The 20,326-nt window shown below is 46.9% G+C and carries 21 protein-coding genes and 1 pseudogene; 8 read left to right on the top strand and 14 right to left on the bottom strand.

The genetic code is table 11. The features are described from left to right. Positions 1 to 107: 107 nt before the first annotated feature. From AC4EHJ_RS16170 to mutY, 4 genes are all read right to left on the bottom strand, one after another. On the bottom strand, positions 108 to 1,832 hold the full coding sequence (locus AC4EHJ_RS16170; protein ID WP_490976649.1) for an ABC transporter ATP-binding protein: 1,725 nt from the start codon (positions 1,830 to 1,832) through the stop codon (positions 108 to 110). Positions 1,833 to 1,927: 95 nt separating this feature from the next. Next, complete coding sequence (ntdP, locus tag AC4EHJ_RS16165) at positions 1,928 to 2,473, bottom strand: nucleoside tri-diphosphate phosphatase (protein WP_183736527.1); 546 nt, start codon at positions 2,471 to 2,473, stop codon at positions 1,928 to 1,930. 111 nt (positions 2,474 to 2,584) lie between these two features. After that, positions 2,585 to 3,331, bottom strand: a complete 747-nt coding sequence (gene fabL, locus AC4EHJ_RS16160; protein WP_490976633.1) for an enoyl-[acyl-carrier-protein] reductase FabL — start codon at positions 3,329 to 3,331, stop codon at positions 2,585 to 2,587. A 2-nt stretch (positions 3,332 to 3,333) separates the two neighbouring features. Further along, positions 3,334 to 4,413 carry an A/G-specific adenine glycosylase gene (gene mutY / locus AC4EHJ_RS16155; protein ID WP_490976632.1) on the bottom strand — a complete coding sequence of 360 codons (1,080 nt, stop codon included), beginning with the start codon at positions 4,411 to 4,413 and terminating at the stop codon, positions 3,334 to 3,336. 116 nt (positions 4,414 to 4,529) lie between these two features. Here mutY and AC4EHJ_RS16150 point away from each other — a divergent pair, with 116 nt between their 5' ends. Then, complete coding sequence (locus tag AC4EHJ_RS16150) at positions 4,530 to 5,513, top strand: metal-dependent hydrolase (RefSeq protein ID WP_490976631.1); 984 nt, start codon at positions 4,530 to 4,532, stop codon at positions 5,511 to 5,513. A 36-nt stretch (positions 5,514 to 5,549) separates the two neighbouring features. On the opposite strand, the gene AC4EHJ_RS16145 is transcribed toward AC4EHJ_RS16150, so the two are convergent. The 3 genes from AC4EHJ_RS16145 to recX are packed head-to-tail and all read right to left on the bottom strand — an operon-like array spanning position 5,550 to position 6,946. Then, positions 5,550 to 5,810, bottom strand: coding sequence for a YfhJ family protein (locus tag AC4EHJ_RS16145; RefSeq protein ID WP_490976630.1), 261 nt, complete (start codon positions 5,808 to 5,810; stop codon positions 5,550 to 5,552). 4 nt (positions 5,811 to 5,814) lie between these two features. Beyond that, a complete protein-coding gene (locus AC4EHJ_RS16140) occupies positions 5,815 to 6,147 on the bottom strand; it encodes a YfhH family protein (protein ID WP_490976629.1) in 333 nt (110 codons plus the stop codon). Beyond that, positions 6,140 to 6,946, bottom strand: a complete 807-nt coding sequence (gene recX, locus AC4EHJ_RS16135) for a recombination regulator RecX (protein WP_490976628.1) — start codon at positions 6,944 to 6,946, stop codon at positions 6,140 to 6,142. The genes AC4EHJ_RS16140 and recX overlap by 8 nt, the downstream gene beginning before the upstream one ends. 93 nt (positions 6,947 to 7,039) lie before the next feature. Here recX and AC4EHJ_RS16130 point away from each other — a divergent pair, with 93 nt between their 5' ends. Continuing rightward, entirely contained in the window at positions 7,040 to 7,939 is a 900-nt protein-coding gene (locus tag AC4EHJ_RS16130) for a TIGR01777 family oxidoreductase (RefSeq protein WP_490976627.1), read from the top strand. Positions 7,940 to 7,980: 41 nt separating this feature from the next. Next, entirely contained in the window at positions 7,981 to 9,348 is a 1,368-nt protein-coding gene (gene rlmD, locus AC4EHJ_RS16125) for a 23S rRNA (uracil(1939)-C(5))-methyltransferase RlmD (RefSeq protein ID WP_490976626.1), read from the top strand. A 78-nt stretch (positions 9,349 to 9,426) separates the two neighbouring features. Here the strand turns inward: rlmD and AC4EHJ_RS16120 are convergent, their stop codons facing one another. After that, positions 9,427 to 10,623 (bottom strand): MFS transporter, encoded by a 1,197-nt coding sequence (locus tag AC4EHJ_RS16120; protein ID WP_490976625.1) that lies wholly within the window; start codon positions 10,621 to 10,623, stop codon positions 9,427 to 9,429. 79 nt (positions 10,624 to 10,702) lie between these two features. On the opposite strand from AC4EHJ_RS16120, the gene AC4EHJ_RS16115 reads away from it, so the two are divergent. From AC4EHJ_RS16115 to AC4EHJ_RS16105, 3 genes and pseudogenes are all read left to right on the top strand, one after another. Next, the gene (locus AC4EHJ_RS16115; RefSeq protein ID WP_490976624.1) at positions 10,703 to 11,086 is read left to right on the top strand and encodes an OsmC family protein; all 384 of its coding nucleotides are present in this window, start codon (positions 10,703 to 10,705) and stop codon (positions 11,084 to 11,086) included. Positions 11,087 to 11,730: 644 nt separating this feature from the next. After that, positions 11,731 to 11,925 (top strand): SE1561 family protein, encoded by a 195-nt coding sequence (locus AC4EHJ_RS16110; protein ID WP_490976623.1) that lies wholly within the window; start codon positions 11,731 to 11,733, stop codon positions 11,923 to 11,925. 341 nt (positions 11,926 to 12,266) lie between these two features. Next, positions 12,267 to 12,523, top strand: a pseudogene (locus tag AC4EHJ_RS16105) (heavy metal translocating P-type ATPase); the annotation flags it as partial. Positions 12,524 to 12,548: 25 nt separating this feature from the next. Here AC4EHJ_RS16105 and AC4EHJ_RS16100 read toward each other — a convergent pair. Both AC4EHJ_RS16100 and AC4EHJ_RS16095 read right to left on the bottom strand, forming a co-directional pair. Then, the gene (locus tag AC4EHJ_RS16100; RefSeq protein ID WP_490976622.1) at positions 12,549 to 13,457 is read right to left on the bottom strand and encodes a YihY/virulence factor BrkB family protein; all 909 of its coding nucleotides are present in this window, start codon (positions 13,455 to 13,457) and stop codon (positions 12,549 to 12,551) included. A gap of 20 nt (positions 13,458 to 13,477) precedes the next feature. Continuing rightward, positions 13,478 to 13,960 carry a YtxH domain-containing protein gene (locus tag AC4EHJ_RS16095; RefSeq protein ID WP_490976621.1) on the bottom strand — a complete coding sequence of 161 codons (483 nt, stop codon included), beginning with the start codon at positions 13,958 to 13,960 and terminating at the stop codon, positions 13,478 to 13,480. A gap of 200 nt (positions 13,961 to 14,160) precedes the next feature. Here AC4EHJ_RS16095 and AC4EHJ_RS16090 point away from each other — a divergent pair, with 200 nt between their 5' ends. Together AC4EHJ_RS16090 and AC4EHJ_RS16085 are read left to right on the top strand one after the other, a co-directional pair. Beyond that, positions 14,161 to 15,522, top strand: a complete 1,362-nt coding sequence (locus tag AC4EHJ_RS16090; protein ID WP_490976620.1) for an alanine/glycine:cation symporter family protein — start codon at positions 14,161 to 14,163, stop codon at positions 15,520 to 15,522. A 58-nt stretch (positions 15,523 to 15,580) separates the two neighbouring features. Continuing rightward, on the top strand, positions 15,581 to 15,802 hold the full coding sequence (locus AC4EHJ_RS16085) for a DUF1128 domain-containing protein (RefSeq protein WP_135505169.1): 222 nt from the start codon (positions 15,581 to 15,583) through the stop codon (positions 15,800 to 15,802). Between the two features lie 45 nt (positions 15,803 to 15,847). Here the strand turns inward: AC4EHJ_RS16085 and AC4EHJ_RS16080 are convergent, their stop codons facing one another. The 4 genes from AC4EHJ_RS16080 to AC4EHJ_RS16065 all read right to left on the bottom strand — a co-directional run bounded on the left by AC4EHJ_RS16080 (position 15,848) and on the right by AC4EHJ_RS16065 (position 20,257). Next, on the bottom strand, positions 15,848 to 16,828 hold the full coding sequence (locus tag AC4EHJ_RS16080; RefSeq protein ID WP_490976619.1) for a class I SAM-dependent methyltransferase: 981 nt from the start codon (positions 16,826 to 16,828) through the stop codon (positions 15,848 to 15,850). Then, the gene (locus AC4EHJ_RS16075; protein ID WP_490976618.1) at positions 16,825 to 18,132 is read right to left on the bottom strand and encodes an FAD-dependent oxidoreductase; all 1,308 of its coding nucleotides are present in this window, start codon (positions 18,130 to 18,132) and stop codon (positions 16,825 to 16,827) included. The genes AC4EHJ_RS16080 and AC4EHJ_RS16075 overlap by 4 nt, the downstream gene beginning before the upstream one ends. Positions 18,133 to 18,245: 113 nt before the next feature. Next, positions 18,246 to 19,166, bottom strand: coding sequence for a pseudouridine-5'-phosphate glycosidase (locus AC4EHJ_RS16070; protein ID WP_490976617.1), 921 nt, complete (start codon positions 19,164 to 19,166; stop codon positions 18,246 to 18,248). Beyond that, positions 19,163 to 20,257, bottom strand: coding sequence for a carbohydrate kinase (locus tag AC4EHJ_RS16065; RefSeq protein WP_490976616.1), 1,095 nt, complete (start codon positions 20,255 to 20,257; stop codon positions 19,163 to 19,165). Before AC4EHJ_RS16065 ends, AC4EHJ_RS16070 begins: the two co-directional genes overlap by 4 nt. Positions 20,258 to 20,326: the final 69 nt, after the last annotated feature.

Raw genomic sequence — 20,326 nt, 5'->3', positions numbered from 1 at the left:
TATTATACGTAACATTAGTATTATTGCAATAGCTTATCAAATATTACACAGTTTTTTCCATAAGTGCAAAAAAAGCCCCCGAAGATTTTCGGGGGCTGAATTTGCTATTAAACAAATTGTTGGACTTGAAAAAGGCTGGCGTAAACGCCTTGTTGTTTCATTAACTCATCATGCGTACCTTTTTCGGCCAGCTTGCCGTGGTCGATGACGATAATCTGATCGGCATGCGTAATCGTCGATAGCCTGTGGGCAACGATTAACGTGGTGCGGTCATGTGCGAGGCGCTCCAACGAATCCTGAATCAGTGATTCGCTTTCCAGATCAAGCGCAGATGTCGCTTCATCTAAAATCAGGATTGGCGGGTTCTTCAGAAATACCCGCGCAATGGCGATGCGCTGTTTTTGCCCGCCCGATAATTTGACGCCGCGCTCGCCGACTTTTGTATCATAGCCTTCAGGCAGCAGTTCGATAAAGTCATGGGCGTTGGCTGCTTTCGCCGCGGCTTCCACTTCTGCATCAGTGGCATGTGGTTTCCCCATAAGAATATTGGATTTTACTGAATCGCTGAACAAAATCGAATCTTGCAGCACAAGCCCGATCTGGTCGCGCAGCGTGTGGATAGTAACATCCCGCAAATCGTGGTCATCCATATAAATACCACCGCTCGTGACGTCATAGAACCTTGGAATCAGCGAGACAATCGTCGACTTGCCGCCGCCGCTCATGCCGACGAATGCTATGGTTTCGCCCGGCTTGACGGTGAAATTCAAATCAGACAAAACTTCAGTTCCGCCATTATTGTACTGGAATGTGACATCGCGGAATTCAAGTTTGCCGTCCACCACTTTCAAGTCTTTGGCACCTTTGCGATCCGTCACTTCATATTCTTCATCGACCAATTCAAACACGCGGTCCATAGAAGCAATAGCTTGAGTCAATGTCGTCGAAGAGTTCACCAAGCGGCGAAGCGGATTGTAAAGGCGTTCGATATAAGCGATGAATGCCACCATTGTCCCAAGCGTCAAGTTTCCTTGGATAACTTGATAGCCCGCAAATCCGATTACGAGCAGCGGTGCAATATCGGTGATCGTATTGACGACAGCAAAAGCTTTTGCGTTCCATTTCGTATGGGCGATCGCTTTATCCAGGAAGTCGTCATTCGTTTCATCAAATAATTTTTGTTCATGTTTTTCCAGCGCGAAACTTTTGATAATGCTCATGCCCTGAACACGTTCGTGCAGATAGCTTTGGACATTCGCCAATGCCTGCGAACGGTCGCGCGTTAAATCGCGCAGCCGTCCGAAGAAAAATTTGACGCTGAACGCGTAGAACGGGAATGCCAGAAGTGCGACAATCGTCAGCGGTACATCCATTGTCAGCATGATTGCGATGGCGATCAGGATTGTCGCAAGATCAAGCCAGAGATTCATAAGCCCGATCATGACAAAGTTTTTTGTCTGTTCAACATCATTGATGACGCGCGAAATGATTTCGCCTGCGCGCGTATTTGCATAATAGCGCAAGCTCAGCCGTTGCATATGCCCATAAAGGTGCTGTCGGATATCATACAGGATTTTATTGCTGACTAGTTGAGCGTAATATTGCCGGAAATATTCGATCGGCGGCCGGAAGATGAAGAACAGGATAGCTGTTCCACCGAGCCACCAGTAAAGTTGCTCGAGTTTTTCATCGCTCGATAACCCATCCGCACCGATAATGTCATCGATAACGATTTTGATCAGCAATGGAATGAACAGCGGAATCGCAAATTTAAAAATACCGATGATGATCGTCAAAACAATTTGCCAGGTATAAGGCTTCACAAATTGCATATAGCGTTTCGTACTGCTGGGTTTCGTATTGCTCAATTCTTTCACTCCATTCTCTTCAAAACGAAAAACCTGTTGGCGAGCAACAGGTTTTCCATTTAATCACTAAGACGGCACTGCCGGTAAAAGTCATACCGGTTTGTCCATACGTCGATGAAGTCCGGGGCAAATGGCCCTCTCCGCTGTTTGATCCAGCCAATTAGCTTTTCCACATTGCGGTGGAGGATCTGGTCAATCACTTCCGGATAACCCATCTGCCTTTTATGGTCTTCATATTCGTCTTCGTCCAGCAAGGTATACGACATATCAGGAAACACTTTAACATCCAAATCATAATCGATGTACTTTAACGAGCCATTATTATAAACGAATGGAGAACTCACATTGCAATAATAATACACTCCATCTTCACGCAGCATGCAAATGATATTGAACCAATGTTCTGCATGGAAATAGCAAATTGACGGTTCTCGCGTCAACCATGTTCTGCCATCCGATTCAGTGACCATCGTCCGTTCATTCGCACCGATCACTATGTTATTAGTCCCTTTCAATACTGTAGTTTCCTGCCAGACACGGTGGATTCGGCCGTTGTGTTTGTAGCTGTGGATTTGTATTGTTTCTCCCTCCACGGGAATCGCCATGTCCATCCCACCTTTTCGCCTAACCGTATATATTTTCATTGTCCTGACAATTATATCAATCAATTCTGAAAACATACAGCGAAAAGGCACAAAGGCTTAAGTATAGAAGGATTACATGACGATCGAACGGCCGCCATCGACGATAATCGTCTGCCCACGGATCATATCCGCGTGGTCGGAAATCAGGAATAGCGCGGCTTTTACCATATCATCGATCTCGACCATCCGTCCTGCAGGCGTGTTGACGCGCGCATCATTCAATAATTCTTCGCGGTTAGGGAAATGCGTCAATGCCTCAGTATCGATCGCGCCGCCGGAAACCGTATTGACTGCAATTCCTTTCGGAGCCAATTCAACGGCCAAGTAACGTGTAAGTGACTCAACAGCAGCTTTGGAAACGCCTATAGTGGTATAATTTTCCAAATAACGAATAGAACCTAATGAACTGATGCCGATGATTTTTCCGCCGCTATCCATTAGTTTTGCTGCTTCCTGCGCACCGAATAACATCGCTTTCGCATTGATGTTCATTGTCCAGTCCCAATGTGATTCTTCCAATTCCATCACCGGGCGAAGTACGCCAGATGCCGCATTCGACACAAAGACGTCCAGACGGCCGAATTCTTCTTTGATCGTTTCGAACATGCCGCGCAATTTTTCCACGTCGCCGACATTCGCACGTACGAGCAGCGCTTTTTGCCCTCTCGCTTCGATTTCCTTTACCGTATCAAGCGCCGCCGTTTTGCTGCGGGCGTAATTGACTACGATGTCATACCCTTGTTCCGCGAGGGCAATCGCCAATGCTTTGCCTAACCCTCTGCTGCTTCCTGTCACCAATGCCACTTTTTGTGCCGCCATATTCAAACATCTCCTCTTTGTCGTAAAGCTTCTTTCATCTTTCGGACCGGCCCTGCGACCGGCAGCAATTCGAGTTCCTCCGCCGTCACCCATTTCATATGGGAAGGCACTGTGAGGCCATCGCCTTGCGCAATAAATCCATCCACATTCCATGTTAAATGAGAAAAGACATGTTTGAAAGAAGTAATTTGCTCTGTATTTTCCACCGTTCCTTTGAAATTTTCGGAAAGATGTTCATCTAGGCCTTCGGGAAGAACCGCTCCTCCCATTTCTACCATTGGGAATTGCCACATATTCGCCAACAGCCCTGATTCAGGCCTTTTTTCCATCAACACCGTTTCACCGCTGCGGATGGCCAGCATTGCATAGTATAGCTCTTTGCTCTTTTTCGCTTTCGTTTTCACCGGCAGCTCATGCTGCCGCCCTTCGTGAAACGCTCCGCATTGTTCACGCACAGGACAAAGCAGGCATTTAGGCGAAGTCGGCGTACAAATCAAAGCCCCCAGCTCCATCAACCCTTGATTGAAGAAAGACGGATTTTCATGGCTGATAATTTCCATCACCGCTTCTTCGAATATCTTGCGTGTTTTCGGCTTCGCGATATCTTCCTCTACAAGCAGAATCCGAGACAGCACACGCATGACATTGCCGTCTACGGCGTGCTCAGGAATTCCATAGGCAATGCTCAGCACTGCTCCTGCTGTATACGGCCCGACACCTTTCAGCGACGAGATGTCCTTGCGGGTCGAAGGCACGATGCCATTATACTTTTCAGCTACTTCTTTTACACCAGCCTGGAGGTTGCGTGCCCGGGAATAATACCCAAGGCCTTCCCATTGCTTAAGCAAAACTTCCTCTTCGGCATTCGCCAAATCATTCAAAGTAGGGAATTTCTCGACAAAGCGTTTATAATAAGGGATAACCGTATCAACGCGCGTTTGCTGCAGCATGATTTCCGATATCCAGATCTGATATGGATCTGCAGTTCGCCGCCACGGTAAATCGCGTTTTTCTTCGGCAAACCAGCTGATTAAATCTTCTTGGAATTGCTTGCTGTCAAATTCTATTGGTATTGCCTCCATTCGATTAGATTATACGTCTTGATTCCGGGGTATAGATTTTATACGGGAATACTATCATTTTATCAAAATTAATGCCCGACAACCAAATTTCGCCGCCTAAGAAAGGGGATGAGGCAATGGATACAGGTACACATATTGTTATGGGCATCGCCCTTGGCGGACTTGCAATGGCGGATCCGGTTGTAGCCAGCCACCCGGCGACAGCAACTGCTGTCATCGCCGGCACCATCATAGGCTCCCAGATCCCGGATATCGATACCGTCCTGAAACTTCGCAGCAATGCGATTTATATACGGCATCATCGCGGCGCGACGCATTCAATTCCCGCCGTGCTGTTATGGCCCATCCTGCTGACCGCCGCTATCGGATTCGCATTTCCGTCTGCCGATATGCTGCATCTATGGATGTGGACTTTCCTCGCCGTGTTCCTGCACGTCTTCGTCGATATTTTCAATTCTTACGGCACGCAGGCGCTGCGCCCATTCTCCAACCGCTGGGTCGCATTAGGCGTCATCAATACTTTTGACCCGATTATTTTCGGAATGCATCTAGTGACGTTGATGTTCTGGGCATTCGGCTCGAATCCGGTTTGGACGATGACAATCCTTTATGTCGTGCTGTTTTTCTATTATGTCTTGCGTTTCGCTGTGCAAGGCGCTGTCAAGCATGCCGTGCGCAATACAATCCCAGGCACGACGAACATCATCGTGGCACCGACCATACGATTTCTAGAATGGCGAGTAGCAGCCGATACGGAGCAGCATCATTACGTCGGCCGGGCTTATGGCCGTTCCATCAACATCTACGACAAATTCGAGAAACTTGCGTTGCCGGAATCCAATCATTTGTTCCAGACCGCATTGAAAGACAAGAACTTATCTGCTTTCGTGTCATTTTCCCCTCTTTACCGCTGGGAAATTAACGAATACGGCAAGATCTATGAAGTGCGGCTGATTGATCTGCGCTACCGCAGCAATGATTATTATCCCTTTGTAGCGGTTGCCCATCTCGACGAAAATTACAAAGTGGTCAATTCGTACACAGGCTGGATTTTCAGTGAAGATAAGCTCAGGAAGAAACTCGATTTCAGCCACAACTGAATACAATAAAAAACGCACACAGCCGTGTGCGTTTTTTTAATTCACCGAGTCATTTATAAGATGTGCGTATTTCGGATTGGTGCCGGCGAATTCGTGAATCTTGTCGCCGTAGCTCTCGATCCATTGGCGAATAACTTTCTCCACAACAGCCGTTCCTTGATAATCAAATCCTGCTTTAGCATATGAAGCTTCAAAATCCGACACAAGAAGCTCAATCCATGTGCGGGCTTTTTCGTCCGATAGATTCGGGTTCTTCTCTAATAATTCAGCAGTCAATTCTTCGATTGTCTCATTCATCCGTTTACTTCCCTTCTTTCAGCGGGTGCAGCATCGAAATCGGCAGCGCTTCTGTGTATTTTTCTCCACCGAGGCGATAGCCCCAAGCGAAACGCCCATTTAAATAATCAATCTGGAAATAGACGTTGGGGTCGCCTTCAATGCGGTAGACCTCGCCTTTTTTAAAATCCTTCGGATCCAGCAAATACGCAGCGGCCATGACAGCTTTTCGTTCAAGCACCGCAAATTCGTTGACGATGCCAAGCTGTTCCGCTTTTCGTGCCTTTTCTTTCAAACGCCCGATTTCCGCTCGCAATTCGTGTTCATTCATATCGCTGTAACGTTTTTCTTCAATCATCTTCTTGCTCCTTTTTCTCTACGTACTCGCTGATAACTTCGCCCGGGAAGCCTTTTTGATAAAGCCCTTGCTTCACTTTCGATATTAAATCACGGCCCGAGAGCTTCTTGCTGTGCTTATTCCATAATTTATCACCTTGCTCGGTGACGCTTTCCGTCCACTGGTCTTCATCTTTCTCCAAGTCCAGGTCAGCAATTGCCTGCTTGATGAGCGTGTATGAATAGCCTTTGCGCATCAGCGAATCGTTTATTTTTTGCTTGATTTGGCTTGGCGTCTTCGCACTTTCTTTTGCGGCGATTTTTTCCGCCAGCCCTTTGGCGACTTCTAATTGCTGTTCTTCAGAATAGGAATCCAAGACGTCTTTTTGCACTTGTTTATCAATCCCTCTCTTTTGCATATCCTGCTGGATGGCCTTTGGGCCTTTTTTGCTGGATTTCACTTGCGTCCGCATAAGCGCTTCTGAAAATGCGCGGTCATCCAAAAAATTAAATGTATATAGTTTTTTGACGGCCTCGTCGATAACGGCGTCGCCAAATTCTTTTTCTTTCAGTTTCTTGCGCACTTCGCCTTCGCTGCGCATCCGGAACCCCAGGTAATAAAGGGCTTTATTATACGCTTTGCGGACTTCGTCTTCGAAATTGATTTCTTCGAGCGTCCATTGGTCGACTTCTTTGCCTTTAGTCAGCTGATACCGGATCAGCACTGCTTCATCGACACTGAAAGCAAACTTTTCCTCCAGGTAGATATTGTATCTCTCCGGATTGTTCTTGCCCCGTGTTATTTTAGAAATAATCGGCATCTGCCGGCACCTCTCTTCCTTATCCATTATACTCTTTCAAGTGCTTAAATGCATCGATTCAGGGTACTATTAGAAGAAACGGAGGCGATGAGAATGAAGATTGCAATTACTGGCGGAACAGGCTTTTTAGGCAAGGAATTGACGCGTCTTTTCCACACAAACGGCCATATCGTATATATTTTGACAAGAAGCCCGAAAGAATCGACGCCCAATACCAAATATGTCCAATGGCTGAAAGAGGGAGCCGCACCTGAACGGCAGCTCGAAGGCATTGATGCCATCGTCAACTTGGCGGGTTCTTCCATTAATGATGGCCGCTGGAGCGAACAGCAGAAACGGGAAATCTACAATAGCCGCATGGAAGCGACGGAAGAAGTGCTGCGGATCATCGGCAAACTGATCCAGAAACCGCAGACATTGATCAATGCCAGCGCAATCGGCATTTACCCTGCTTCTGAAACGGCCACTTATACGGAAACTTCACCGGAAACCGGCACAGATTTCTTAGCGCGCACGGTTGTCGACTGGGAAAAACTCGCAGATCATGCGAAAGTCCACGGCGTGCGGGTCGCCTATGGCCGCTTCGGCATCCTGCTCGGAAAAAATGCAGGGGCGCTGCCGCTTATGGCGCTGCCTTATAAATTATTTGCTGGCGGCACTGTCGGCTCCGGGCAGCAATGGGTTTCTTGGGTCCATGTCACAGATGCTGCTCGTGCGATTCAATTCGCGCTGGAAACGAAAGAGCTTGAAGGAGCTTTTAACGTTACTGCGCCGCAGCCGCAGCGAATGAAAGAGTTTGGAAAAGAAATCGGCCATGCTTTGCACCGTCCGCATTTGATTCCGGTTCCTGGCATCGCTTTAAAACTTGCGCTCGGCGACAAAAGCCGCCTCGTGTTAACTGGCCAGCGCGCCCTGCCGACAGTGCTCGAACAGCATGGCTTCCAATTCGAATTTCCGGATTTGCCGTCAGCACTGGCTCATATCTATAAATAAGACTATAATGGACGGATGCATAATATGAAGGACGTGACCGAATGAACGAAACACCTATTATCGAAGAAGGGATGAAATTCCCTTTGACGATCAAACGGCTTGGTATCAACGGAGAAGGAATCGGCTATTACAAACGAAATGTCGTGTTTGTGCCTGGCGCATTGCCGGGGGAAGAGATCACCGCACAAATAACAACAGTCAAACGCAATTTCGCGGAAGCCCGCATTTTAAAAATGCGGACAGCTTCCCCCCATCGCCAGACGCCACCTTGCCCGATTTACGACGCGTGCGGAGGCTGCCAATTGCAGCATTTGGAATACAGCCAGCAGCTGGTCGAAAAACGCGATCTGGTCATGCAGGCTTTAGAGCGTTACCTGAAAGGCGTCAACGTGAAAGTCGAAGAAACGATTGGCATGGAAGACCCATGGCGCTACCGCAACAAGAGCCAATTTCAGACCCGCTTAAAAGGCCAGAAAGTGATTGCCGGATTATTTGCTGAAGGGTCGCATCAATTGCTGGATATCGAGCAATGCATTGTGCAGCATCCGGATACCACTGTCATTACAAATGCGGTCAAACGCATCTTGGAAGAATTGAAAATGCCGATTTATGACGGCAAAACGATGAAAGGCATCATCCGTACCATCGTTGTGCGGACCGGCGTCCAAACTGGTGAAATCCAGTTGGTTCTTGTAACGACGCGCGCGAAATTGCCGCAAAAAGAGCTCCTGTTGGAAAAACTTCAAACAATTGATACCAATCTTGTATCAATTGTCCAAAACGTCAACAAAGAAAAAACGTCTTTGATATTCGGCGACGAAACCATCACGCTATACGGCAAGGATACAATCCACGAAGAATTGGGCGAGCTGGCATTCGACTTGTCGGCACGCGCGTTCTTCCAATTGAATCCGCGCCAGACAGTAAAGTTATACGATGAAATTAAACGCGCCGCGCAATTGACCGGCAACGAATCAATCGTCGACGCCTATTGCGGCGTCGGCACAATTGGTTTGTGGCTGGCAGACGGCGCTAAAGAAATCCGCGGCATGGACGTTATCCATGAAAGTGTGGTCGATGCAAAAGCCAACGCTAAAAAACAAGGCGTGACTGCGAAATACGTCACCGGCACCGCAGAAAAATGGCTCGAACTGTGGAGCAACGAAGGCTTTGTGCCTGATGTGCTGACAGTCGACCCCCCGCGTACCGGTTTGGATGATTCGTTATTGAAAACGATTTTGAAGGTCCAGCCGAAGCGTTTCGTTTACACTTCGTGCAACCCTTCGACATTGGCAAAGGATTTGCAGCAATTGTCAAAAGTCTATGACATAAAATACATCCAGCCTGTCGATATGTTCCCGCAAACTGCGCAAGTCGAAGCGGTTACCTTGCTGGAAAGAAAAAAATAAGCAGGTTTTAATTGTTCTAACGCAAAAAGGGCATGGACGCCATTCGGCTGTCCATGCCCTTTTATTTCATTTCCAGCGTCATTCTTGCAGAGTTGCTTGTTTTGCTTGTTCCGATTGGCGTCTGCCGCGTGTCAAGATGAGTAGAAACAACAATAGCAGCATCACCGATATCAGCAGCAGGAAGCTTAAGCCGCCTGCATGTTCGATGAACAGCCCGCCAAGAAATGGCCCCGATAAACTGCCGATGCTGAACGCAATGCCGCATAGCAGATTGCCCGTCGGCAGCAATTCTTTTGGCAGCAGATCTGCCATAAAGGAAATGCCGAGTGAAAACATCGATCCGACACACATGCCAGCGGCCGCAAAAAAGGCCACTGTCAGCCAGGCTTGCGCCTCAAAAAAGCTGGCTGCGCCAAACGTCACAGCGCCGCCCATCAAACCGAACAACAGCACATTTTGCCGGCCGATCCGGTCGCTCAAGGCGCCGAGCGGCAATTGAGTCGCAATCGCGCCTAACGAGAAAGCCGCAAGCATGACCGAGACCATCCCCACTTCAATTGACTGGCGCAGTGCATAAACCGGGTAAATAGCATGGATGGAAGCTTCGAGAAAGCCGTAGCCGAGCGGCGGCAAAAATGCCACCCAGGCAAGTACCAAAGCCGCTTTGAAACGGGCGAGCGTCCCTTTCTTCGCCATTGCCCCGACCGAAACTTCAGGAAAATCATTGTCCAGGAAAAACACCAGCGACCAAGCCACCAGGCACAGTAAGCCGGAAATGATGAACGGCAATGCTTCAAAAACTTCAATCAGCGGTACAAACAGCGGCCCTGATCCGAATCCGATGCTGAAAGACATGCCATAAATCGCGATATTGCGTCCAAGCCGGTGCTGGGGAGAAAAACTGGTAATCCAGGTCTGCGTTGAAAAATGCAGCGCCTGATCGCCTACACCGATGAGGATGCGCAAAACGAACCAGAAAAAGACGCTTTTCCACAGCGGAAACAGCAGCAGCGAAACGATTACCAGCCCCCCACCGACTAATAGCAAAGGCTTATAACCGAACCGGCGCAATTGGGGTTCCATGAATGGTGCAATAACCAATGTTCCGATATAAAGGCCCGTGGCACTAAGTCCATTCAATGCTGATGACACGCCATCTTGTTCAAAAATAACTGCAATCAATGGCAGCAGCATGCCTTGTGAAAATCCTGAAATGGAAACGATCGCCACCAAAATCCAAAACCGGCCCTGCCCGCTTTTCAATAAATCCTTCATATTTCCTCCTATAGCAAGCACGTTCTTTTGATTTTAAAAAGAATTCAGCTACAATTTTAACACAAGGAGGAGATTTTAGATGAAATTTACAATGACAGAAAATGGTTTTGCGGGAGATCTGCCGTTCGGTACATTGAACGTTTCCACAAATGAGGAATTTGGATTCCGTCCGTACCAATTGATGGTCGCTTCACTGGCGATCTGCAGCGCAGGAATTGTGCGGAAGGTATTGGAGAAAAAACGGATGCCGGCAGACGACATTCAAGTGGAAGTGAAAGAAGTCGTCCGGATCGACGAAGAAGCTGGGCGCATTGCGAAAGTCCATCTCCACTTTGTAATCAAAGGCGATGTCGACGATTCCAAAATGGAACACGTCCTGCAATTGACCCGGAAAAACTGCTCTATGGTACGCTCAGTAGAAGATTGCATTGAAGTGGTTGAAACCTACGAACTTATCCAATAAATAACAAATAAGGCCCAGTCCGTGTCTGAATTTCAGATCGCGGCTGAGCCTTTACGTTTCTTCAATATTCTCTTGGTTTTTCATAGCTCTTATTTCTTCGGCTAAGCTGCCGGCGAAATGTACGAACCCCCTCCTTATTGTTCTAACACGATTGGTTTCGTCGATTTCCCTTCGGCCTCCCCTCGCTGTTATTAGTCTAAATCTAACACAGAAATATAATTAAGTAAATATTCAAAACATTAAAAGAGGATAATTCACTCTTTTTACCTATATAAGTTGATTCAAAGAAGCAGCAGAATGAAAATCGCTCCGGTCACTTTGGTCAGTGCAAAGACGATTGTTTCTGTCCCTGTCCCTGTCCCTGCATCGCTACGCTAGCTTCGGGACATGAAAGACCGTTGCATCGCTACGCTAGCTTCGGGACATGAAAGACCGTTGCATCGCTGCGCTAGCTTCGGGACATTGAAGAGCGTTGCAGCACTTCGTGCTTCGTCGCAAAGGTATTTCCCCAATCTTTGGGTCAATACCTTCGTAGCTGTTTTGCGGAATATCGCTTATTGATATTCATTAGTTCAACTTATATAGATTATATTGAAAAAAGGCGGTTTTTCCTCTATTATTAGGGATGGAAAGAGGTGTACCAAATGGGAAAATCCATCACGAATAAAGAACAGCAAGTTGATTATATGAAACAACGCTTGAATATCTTCCTGGAAGTATTGGATACCATCGAACCGGAAAACACGGAACTTGAAGACATCGACCGCCTGATTGCTATGGTTGACGACCTTGAAGACAAAATGCAGCAATTCAAATCCCGCCCAACTGAAGACCAATAATATGTAGACCAACCGTTGCCTTTGGGCAGCGGTTTTTTATTGCTATCAGGCAGTTCAAAAGATTAAAAGTTTAGATAACTATATGATGGTATGAAGAAAAAGTACTGACCACTGAGATAAGGGGGGCCGGAGGATTGTTCTAGTTTTAAAAAGAAGGCGCAAATATGGCTTTTATTCGTACCAATAGCGAATTGATTGCTGCTTTTGCATCGGGCATTTTGATCCTCCTTGCTTACAATTTGGAAACGCAGGAACTCTCCGCCTACTACCTCGCCGTCTATCTACTGGCATTCGGTATCGGCGGCAATGTTAAAGCGCAATATGGCAGCAAAAAACCATTGATGGGTGAAGGCGCAGATGTAGCCCTCGAAACAGCGGACATCATCTTGATGAAAAACGATTTATCGCGCATCGCTTACTCGATCCGTCTGGTAAAGAAAATGCAGCGCATTGTCAAAAAGAACATCTTTTTTTCATTGGCGTCATCATTGTACTGATCATCTCTAATTTCTTTCAGTCCATTACGCTGCTGCTCGGCGTGCTCGGCTCCATCCTGGTCATCTTGAATGGCTTGCGGATGTTGAACCGGAATGTCTGAACACGCAAAAAACCCGCGAACCTTTTCAGGCTTCGCGGGTTTTTCGTATGGCTGAGAATTTATCGCGTCTGCCTTGCATGACAGCATTCATTTGGCCGCCGATCAAAAGCAACATCGCAGAAATATACAGCCACAGCATCATGAGGATGATACCCCCGATGCTGCCATATGTAGCTGAAAAATTCCCAAAATTATTGATATAAGTCGAAAACCCATAGGAAATGATGAGCCAACCGACTGTGGTAAAGACGGCGCCTCCCAATACACTCCGGACATCCAGTTTGACGCTCGGCGCAATCCAATAAATGACCGAACAGACAATGAATATGATTAGGAACGGAATAGTGTATCGGATAATTCCCCATAATACCAGAAAGCCTGCTTCCAGTCCGAGGTAGCTGAAAATGAGAAGCCCTACTTGGCGCCCGAAAATCGGCAGCACAAGTGCGACAATCAAAATGAAAATCATCAGGATGGTCAATAAAATCGACATGCCTCGCGTTACCAGCAACGAGCGTTTTTCTTCCACTCCATAGGATTTGTTTAAGGATTTAATCAATGAATCCATACCAAGGCTAGCAGACCAGATCGTGGCGATAAGACCGAATGACAACAGACCACCATTTTGGTTGGTCAGTATCTCGTTGAGCGTCTCTTCAATCAAGAGATAGATTTCATCCGGTACAACCTGGATCAGGAATTGGTACACCTGATCTTTTTTCAGGTTTAAATATGGCAATAGCGTAATCAAAAAGATGAGTAACGGAAAAATGGATAACAGGAAAAAGAACGCTAACTGCGCTCCCAATCCTACAACATCCATATCTGCTACCCGTTTTTTCAGCTCTTTCATAAACCCTTTGCCCGTCGTAACATCGTACTTAACATCAAGGTTATTCAAGCGCTCTTTGGTTTCTTTAAATTCGTTGTCCATGTTTTTAGGCTCGATTTGACTTAAGCCTTTTTTGAAGAATTTGATGATGAGTTAAAGTTGTTTGAAGAATTTCCAGATCCTGCAGTGCTTGACGAGCTGTTATCGTCTCCGAGCTTAGTTGTCGGCGATGGGTTGTCTTCTTTAAAAGCAGAAGCCACATCATCTTTCGTATCCACAATTGCGTCTTTCGTTTCAACAAAAGCTTGCTTCGTTTCAAGCGCCATTTCTTTTACTTGTGGAGTAAGGCCTTTCAGTTCATTCACTTTTTCGCCTACGTAAGATGCATCTTCCGAAATACGTGAGTATAAGTTTTGAACTTTTTCAGCTTGCTGTTTAGCATCAGAAACAAATTCTTCACGGTTTTGGGCATAATATTTCGCGTTGCTTGAAAGGCTCTTCGATTTGTTCATGACATCATTTCTCGTTTTGCGATCGAATAACGATACGATAACTCCTAGTGCTGCTCCTACTAATAATCCTTGCAATAATTTGTTTTGGCTCATTGTAATTTCCTCCTAGTGTAATTGTAGTACTTGCGTCTACTGTGGTTTTTTCCCTAATCATCTGAAAACTAAACTTGTCTGCAATTTTATTTTTCAGAAAAGGCTTGACTCTTCGTTTAATATTTCGGAATATTAACTCTAAGGGTGGTGAGCATTCGACTGTACGCGATACGACTTAACTACATAAGGGGGAAGATTCAATGGAGCAATTAGAATTATTTTTAGGTGAAGTCAGCGGTTTTGTGTGGGGTCCCCCGCTATTGATTTTATTGGTGGGAACCGGAATTTACTTGACTATCCGCCTTGGCCTACTACAAGTGCGCTTGCTGCCTTACGCTTTAAAGCTTGTCTTCACTAAAAACCAGGACAAGGAATCCGTCGGCGACATTACGCATTTCCAGGCGCTCTCCACCGCATTAGCTGCAACTGTCGGAACCGGTAATATTGTCGGTGTTGCAACAGCAGTCGTACTTGGCGGACCGGGAGCAGTTTTCTGGATGTGGTTTTCAGCATTCTTCGGGATGGCCACTAAATATGGCGAAGCGGTTTTAGCTGTAAAATACCGCATTACTGACGCCAATGGCCAAATGGCCGGCGGACCGATGTATTATTTGGAGCACGGACTGAAACAAAAATGGCTCGGCGTGCTATTCGCCATTTTCGGCGCGATTGCTGCATTCGGCATCGGCAACGGCACACAATCGAACTCTGTAGCTGCCGTGGTACGCGACACATTCAGCGTACCGACTTGGATCACTGGACTTATTTTAACGGTCTTTGCCGGCGCAGTCATTTTAGGCGGCATTAAGACAATTGGTAAAGTCACTTCTTATTTTGTACCATTCATGGCACTTTTCTATATTATTGCAGGGATGGTCATCATGGTCATGAACCTTGAATTGATCGGCCCGGCATTTGCTACGATTTTCAGTGCTGCATTCACGGGTGAAGCAGCAGTCGGCGGAGCAATCGGCGCCGCTATCCGCTACGGTGTGGCACGAGGCGTCTTCTCTAACGAAGCCGGACTCGGTTCTGCTCCTATCGCCGCTGCAGCTGCGAAAACGGACATGCCTGGACGCCAAGCATTGGTATCGATGACGCAAGTATTCATTGATACGCTGATCATCTGTTCAATCACAGGTGTTACAATCGTCATGTCTGGCCTATACACGGACGACACCCTAGAAGGTTCTTCCCTGACAACGGCAGCTTTTGAACAATTTCTCGGGCCGATTGGGCCAATCATTGTGGCCATTGGACTAATTTTTTTCGCTTCGTCAACCATTATTGGTTGGTCGTATTACGGCGAGAAATGTTTCCAGTATCTATTTAAAAACCCATCGCTTCTTATTGTGTATCGCATTGCATTTATCGCAATGGTATTTGTCGGCGCTACCGTATCGCTTGATGTCATCTGGATGTTCTCGGACATCATGAATGGGCTCATGGCACTTCCTAACTTAATCGGATTGCTTGGTTTGTCCGGAGTCATCGCTTTGGAAACAAAACGCGTTGTCGCAAAAATCAAAGAAGAAAAAGCGGCGCAGCAATCTGGCAATTGACATTTATTTTGAACAGTGAAATGATGGGTTATACCATACCGAAAGGCAGGAACCCATCATGGATCTATCAAAACAGTCAAACGAAAATGTGTCATACATGATCGAAGAAATAAAAACGAAGTTGCGCATGGTCAACGTCGATGCTATGAAGCCTGAACATTTCAATGCCTCTCAGTACGAAGACTTGAAAGAATTATATGAAATGGTCGCGAGCCGTGAAAACATTACGCCTAACGAAATGCAGGCCATCGCAAAAGAACTTGGTTCTTTGCGCAAATAAAAAATCCCTTGTTATCCAAGAACTACTTGGAAAGCAAGGGATTTTTCATTTTGAATACTGGACAATGTACCAGCCGCCTTCTTTGATGACTGTGTGGATGCCAAGAAGCTTAAGGCCAGCTTCTTCTCCCCACTCTGCAAGCTCCTCACGTGTAGGCAAGCGGTACAGGTTATCGAAAGACGAAAAAAAGCTGTTGAAGACGTTGGCAAACGGTGGATCGTCAACGCTGCCGGCGATTGGGGTTACAACCGAGAAAATCCCGCCTTCATGAAGCCAACTTGCCAATTCATTAAATAGCGCCTCGCGTTTTTCCAGATCGATGTAATGGATGACGTTATTCAGCATCACCATATCGTATTGCCGCTCCGGAAGATAATGCCATAGGTCTGCATTGACGATTTCGATATTGGCATCCTCTTGGGTCAGATGCTCAGCTTTCTCTGCAACTGCCGGACTGATTTCGATTCCCGTGAAATGGGTGTTAGGAAAACGTTTGGCAAGTTTCTTGATATAGCCTGCTTCTCCGCAGCCGATATCCAGCACTTGTTTAAATTGATGGTCCCGAATTTTTTTGGACATTTTCGGCATTGCCAGGACTTCCAGCAGCCTGCTTGTTTCAGCGACTGTCGGTGCATGCTTTTCTTCGTCAAAATGGCTGCGCTTTTTCTCCCGCATCATTTCTGGGTACTGGAGCAGCGTTGGAATATGCAATTCCATCATTTCTTTCAGCAGCACGCCAGACGAGTTGTCGCCTTTCGGCTTAGGCAACTTCCAGGAATTCGCGATTTTGTAGCGGCCTCTCCCCGCTTCTTTTAGATGGCCAATCGACAAGCCGATCATGATCCATTGCTCTAGCAGATCTTCGTCAAGGTCCAGCGCATCCGCTACATCGAATTTGCTCATCGGCCGCCCAAAAGCTTTGAACAAATCCAGTTCGTAGCCGACATAGGCGTGCCAGCTCGATAAGAATGGCTCATTCCGTTTCATATACATTCTGGCTGTAAACATTTTCATCACATCTATCATTTAAGTCCCTCCACTTTCCACGGAAAATCATCATTCTTGGTGTAGTATTTCAATTCTTTCATATCGGGCTTCAAATCAGTGGTTCGGACTGGCATAATTCCACCTTGGATAAAACGATCGCGGAAATTCTCTTTCCACATCCCAAGGCCGGAAACATTCAGCATTTGCTTAAAGTGGAGTACAGAATCTTCTTCCATCCGCTCAAAAGTCTTTTGGCGGAAATAGCTCACCGTCTTGAACGGAAATGAATAGGCAAGCGCAGCCAAGTGGCTTAGCTGGATCACATGTTCAGCCCGCCGGTACCTAACTTTTTCATACCAAGCCAAATTACTGTCGGCAGCTTCGCCGTGTTCAATCATATCGGCCAATAGCTCTCCGAGGACATCAGCATCTTGGATTGCCATATTCATGCCTTCCCCTGCCATCGGATGGACCGCGTGGGCGGCATCTCCGATAATCACTTTATTGCCTTTTACATACGAAGGCGCGTGGTACATTACCGGTATCATCAGCTGGATCTTCTTCCAGTCTTTCAATTGCTGGACGTAACCGTCCACGGCTGGCGCCAAGTCCGTATAAAGTTTATGAAAATGACTGATTGGCTTTTTTTTAAGTTCCTGGTAATCGCCTTCAGGTATCAGGTAAACGCTGCGCACTTGCTGATCAGGCAATGGAAACAAACCGAGAAATCGGTTGTACGTGGAGATGATCTTTCCATCCCTGAAGTTTTCCGCCCTTGGAAAAGTGACTGTCAGGAAATGATGGTTATAAAGCGTCTGCTTCACTTCTATGCCCATATCTTTGCGCGTTACCGATGTGCGTCCTTCCGCGCCGATGAAATAATCGGCTTCGACTTCAAACTTGTCATCACCTTTTTGCAAAATCGCTGCATTTTCCGTAAACCCCTTGCAGGCGGTGCCGCTGAAATAATGGAAACTTTTATATGCAGAAGCGGCATCTCGCAGAACTTTTTTCAACTCTTCATGGTGGATCATATAAGCCGAATCGTATTTGCCAGGCAACACGCTGTAATCCATATATGACTGGTCCCTTACTTTCAGGGAACTTGACAATTCCAGCATATCGAGCACTTTGATTTCATTGGCGCGTGAATGGATTGCGTCGAACAGGCCAAGGCGGTCGAAAATCTGCATGCTCTTCGGCTGCAATAATTCACCTTTATATACAGGGGTCTTATTGGTCAGCCGCTCAGCTACTACGACATCCACTCCCCGTTGGACCAGCTTCAGGGCAAGTGTTAAGCCTCCCACTCCGCCGCCACTGATAAATACATCTGTTTTCATGCATTTCAGCTCCTTGTTTTTCTGTACCCGTAATGCCAGTCCCTGAAAACACAAAAACGGCGGGATAACGCAAAAAGAAGCCCTCTTTTGGAGGGCTTCCCGTAAATCGCTTCCTATAGCCTATTTAGTTCTACAGCTAATTGCGCGCCGACTTGGGCGTTGTATTTCACCAATTCAATGTTCGCGACCAAGCTTGAGCCGCCCGTCAATTCCTTCACTTTGCCAAGCAGGAACGGCGTCACTTCTTTGCCTGCTACACCTTGCGCCTTGGCTTCCGCCATTGCTTGTTCAATGATGCCGGTAATAAAAGACTCTTCCAGTGCATGTTCTTTTGGAATCGGATTTGCAATAACTGCTCCTCCTTCAAGCCCAAGGTCCCATTGCGCTTGAAGGACATTTGCCATCGTTGCCACATCGTCTGCGCGGAACGTCAAGTCAAATCCGCTGTCGCGTGTGTAGAAAGCGGGCATTTTAAGGGTTTGGTGTCCGATGACCGGAACACCTTTCGTTTCTAAATATTCGAGTGTCAGCCCGATATCCAAGATCGATTTCGCACCTGCGCAAACAACAGCTACGCTAGTCGAAGCCAATTCTTCAAGGTCCGCTGAAATATCCATTGTCGTTTCAGCACCACGGTGGACTCCGCCAATTCCGCCAGTCGCGAATACGCGGATGCCTGCCAGTTCTGCACAAATCATTGTTGCCGCTACTGTAGTAGCACCCAATTTTTTCGTAGCAATCAATTGCCCGATGTCGCGGCGCGATACTTTTGCTACATCCGGGCTATTTCCTAAAAGTTCCAATTCGTCATCAGATAAACCGATTTTGATTTTTCCGTCCATGATAGCGATTGTTGCAGGCACTGCGCCGTTATCTCGGATAATCGCTTCTACGATGCGTGCTGTCTCAACGTTTTGAGGATACGGCATGCCGTGAGAAATAATCGTCGATTCGAGTGCCACCACCGCTTGCTTATTGTCCATTGCTTGTTTTACCTCAGTTGAATAAGAAATCATGTCTACTAATTTTGTCATGTTAGTTCCTCCAGTTCTCGCTGTAATTGTTCAGCGGATAAATCGCTGCGCACGGTCAATGCGCTTTGCAGGGTTTTTGCCGCATTGGCAAGCCCTGCTTCAATGTTGCTGTCAAATGGCTGGCCAGCCAGGTAACTGTGAATGATGCCGCTGGAAAATGCATCGCCAGCTCCCGTCACTTCTACAATATCGAGTACTGGGTGTGCTGCATAATGGCGGACAGTGCCGCCTGCCCCAGCAATGACGCCATCTTTGCCGCCAGTGATCACGACATGTTCAGCTCCTAGACGCATCAGCTCTTCAGCTGCTTGCCCCCATTGCTCTTTTATTGTAATATCACTGCCCAAAAAGCGGCCAGCTTCTCCGCGGTTCAAAATCAGCCACGTAACGCCAATCAAATCTTTGCCCATGCGGTTCATTTTCGGTTCTGATACCGGAATAACAGCAAAAGGGATTCTCTTTGACTTTGCCAGCTTATGGATTTCCTTAAGTGTTTCAGCCGGACAATTCAAATCCGCGACAATAAAACTAGCCGATAACAGGTCTGGTTCGCTGCGACGGATGTATTGGGGCGTCATGGCATCATAAATTGCCATGTCAGCCATGGCGAAAACCATTTCACCGCCGGGCTCCAGCACTGCCGTATAGGTGCCCGTCGACAAAGTGTCGTCCAATTTCGTCAATTCGGTGTTCATAAATGATTTGGATGCTTCTTCTATCATGTTCCACTCCGGATCATTTCCTGCGATTGACATGAGCTTCACTGAATGGCCGAGGCGCCCAAGGTTCTCAGCGATATTGCGCGCTACACCGCCAATGCTGCGGCTTACGCTAGCCGGGTTAGAAGTACCCATCTGCGCCGCATGCTCCAAGCGAAATTTACGGTCTACGTTCGCGCCCCCGATGCAGATTACTGTATCTTCTTCGGGCAGAATGTACGCACGTCCGGCGATCTTCCTTTGCTTGATCAATCCGGAAATCAGATTTGCCACTGTCGGCCTCGAAACTCTCAACTGCTCCGCCATTTCCTGTTGGGATAAATATGGGTTTTTCCGGATCAATTCCAGCACTTCGATTTCCTTCCTGTTCACAATTCCACCTCCTAATTAAACATTTGTTTATAATATAAACTTTTATAATTTATTTTGCAAGTTATTTAT

This window comes from Planococcus sp. TJ-301, assembly GCF_058268475.1.
This window is presented reverse-complemented; position numbering and strand designations above follow the sequence as displayed.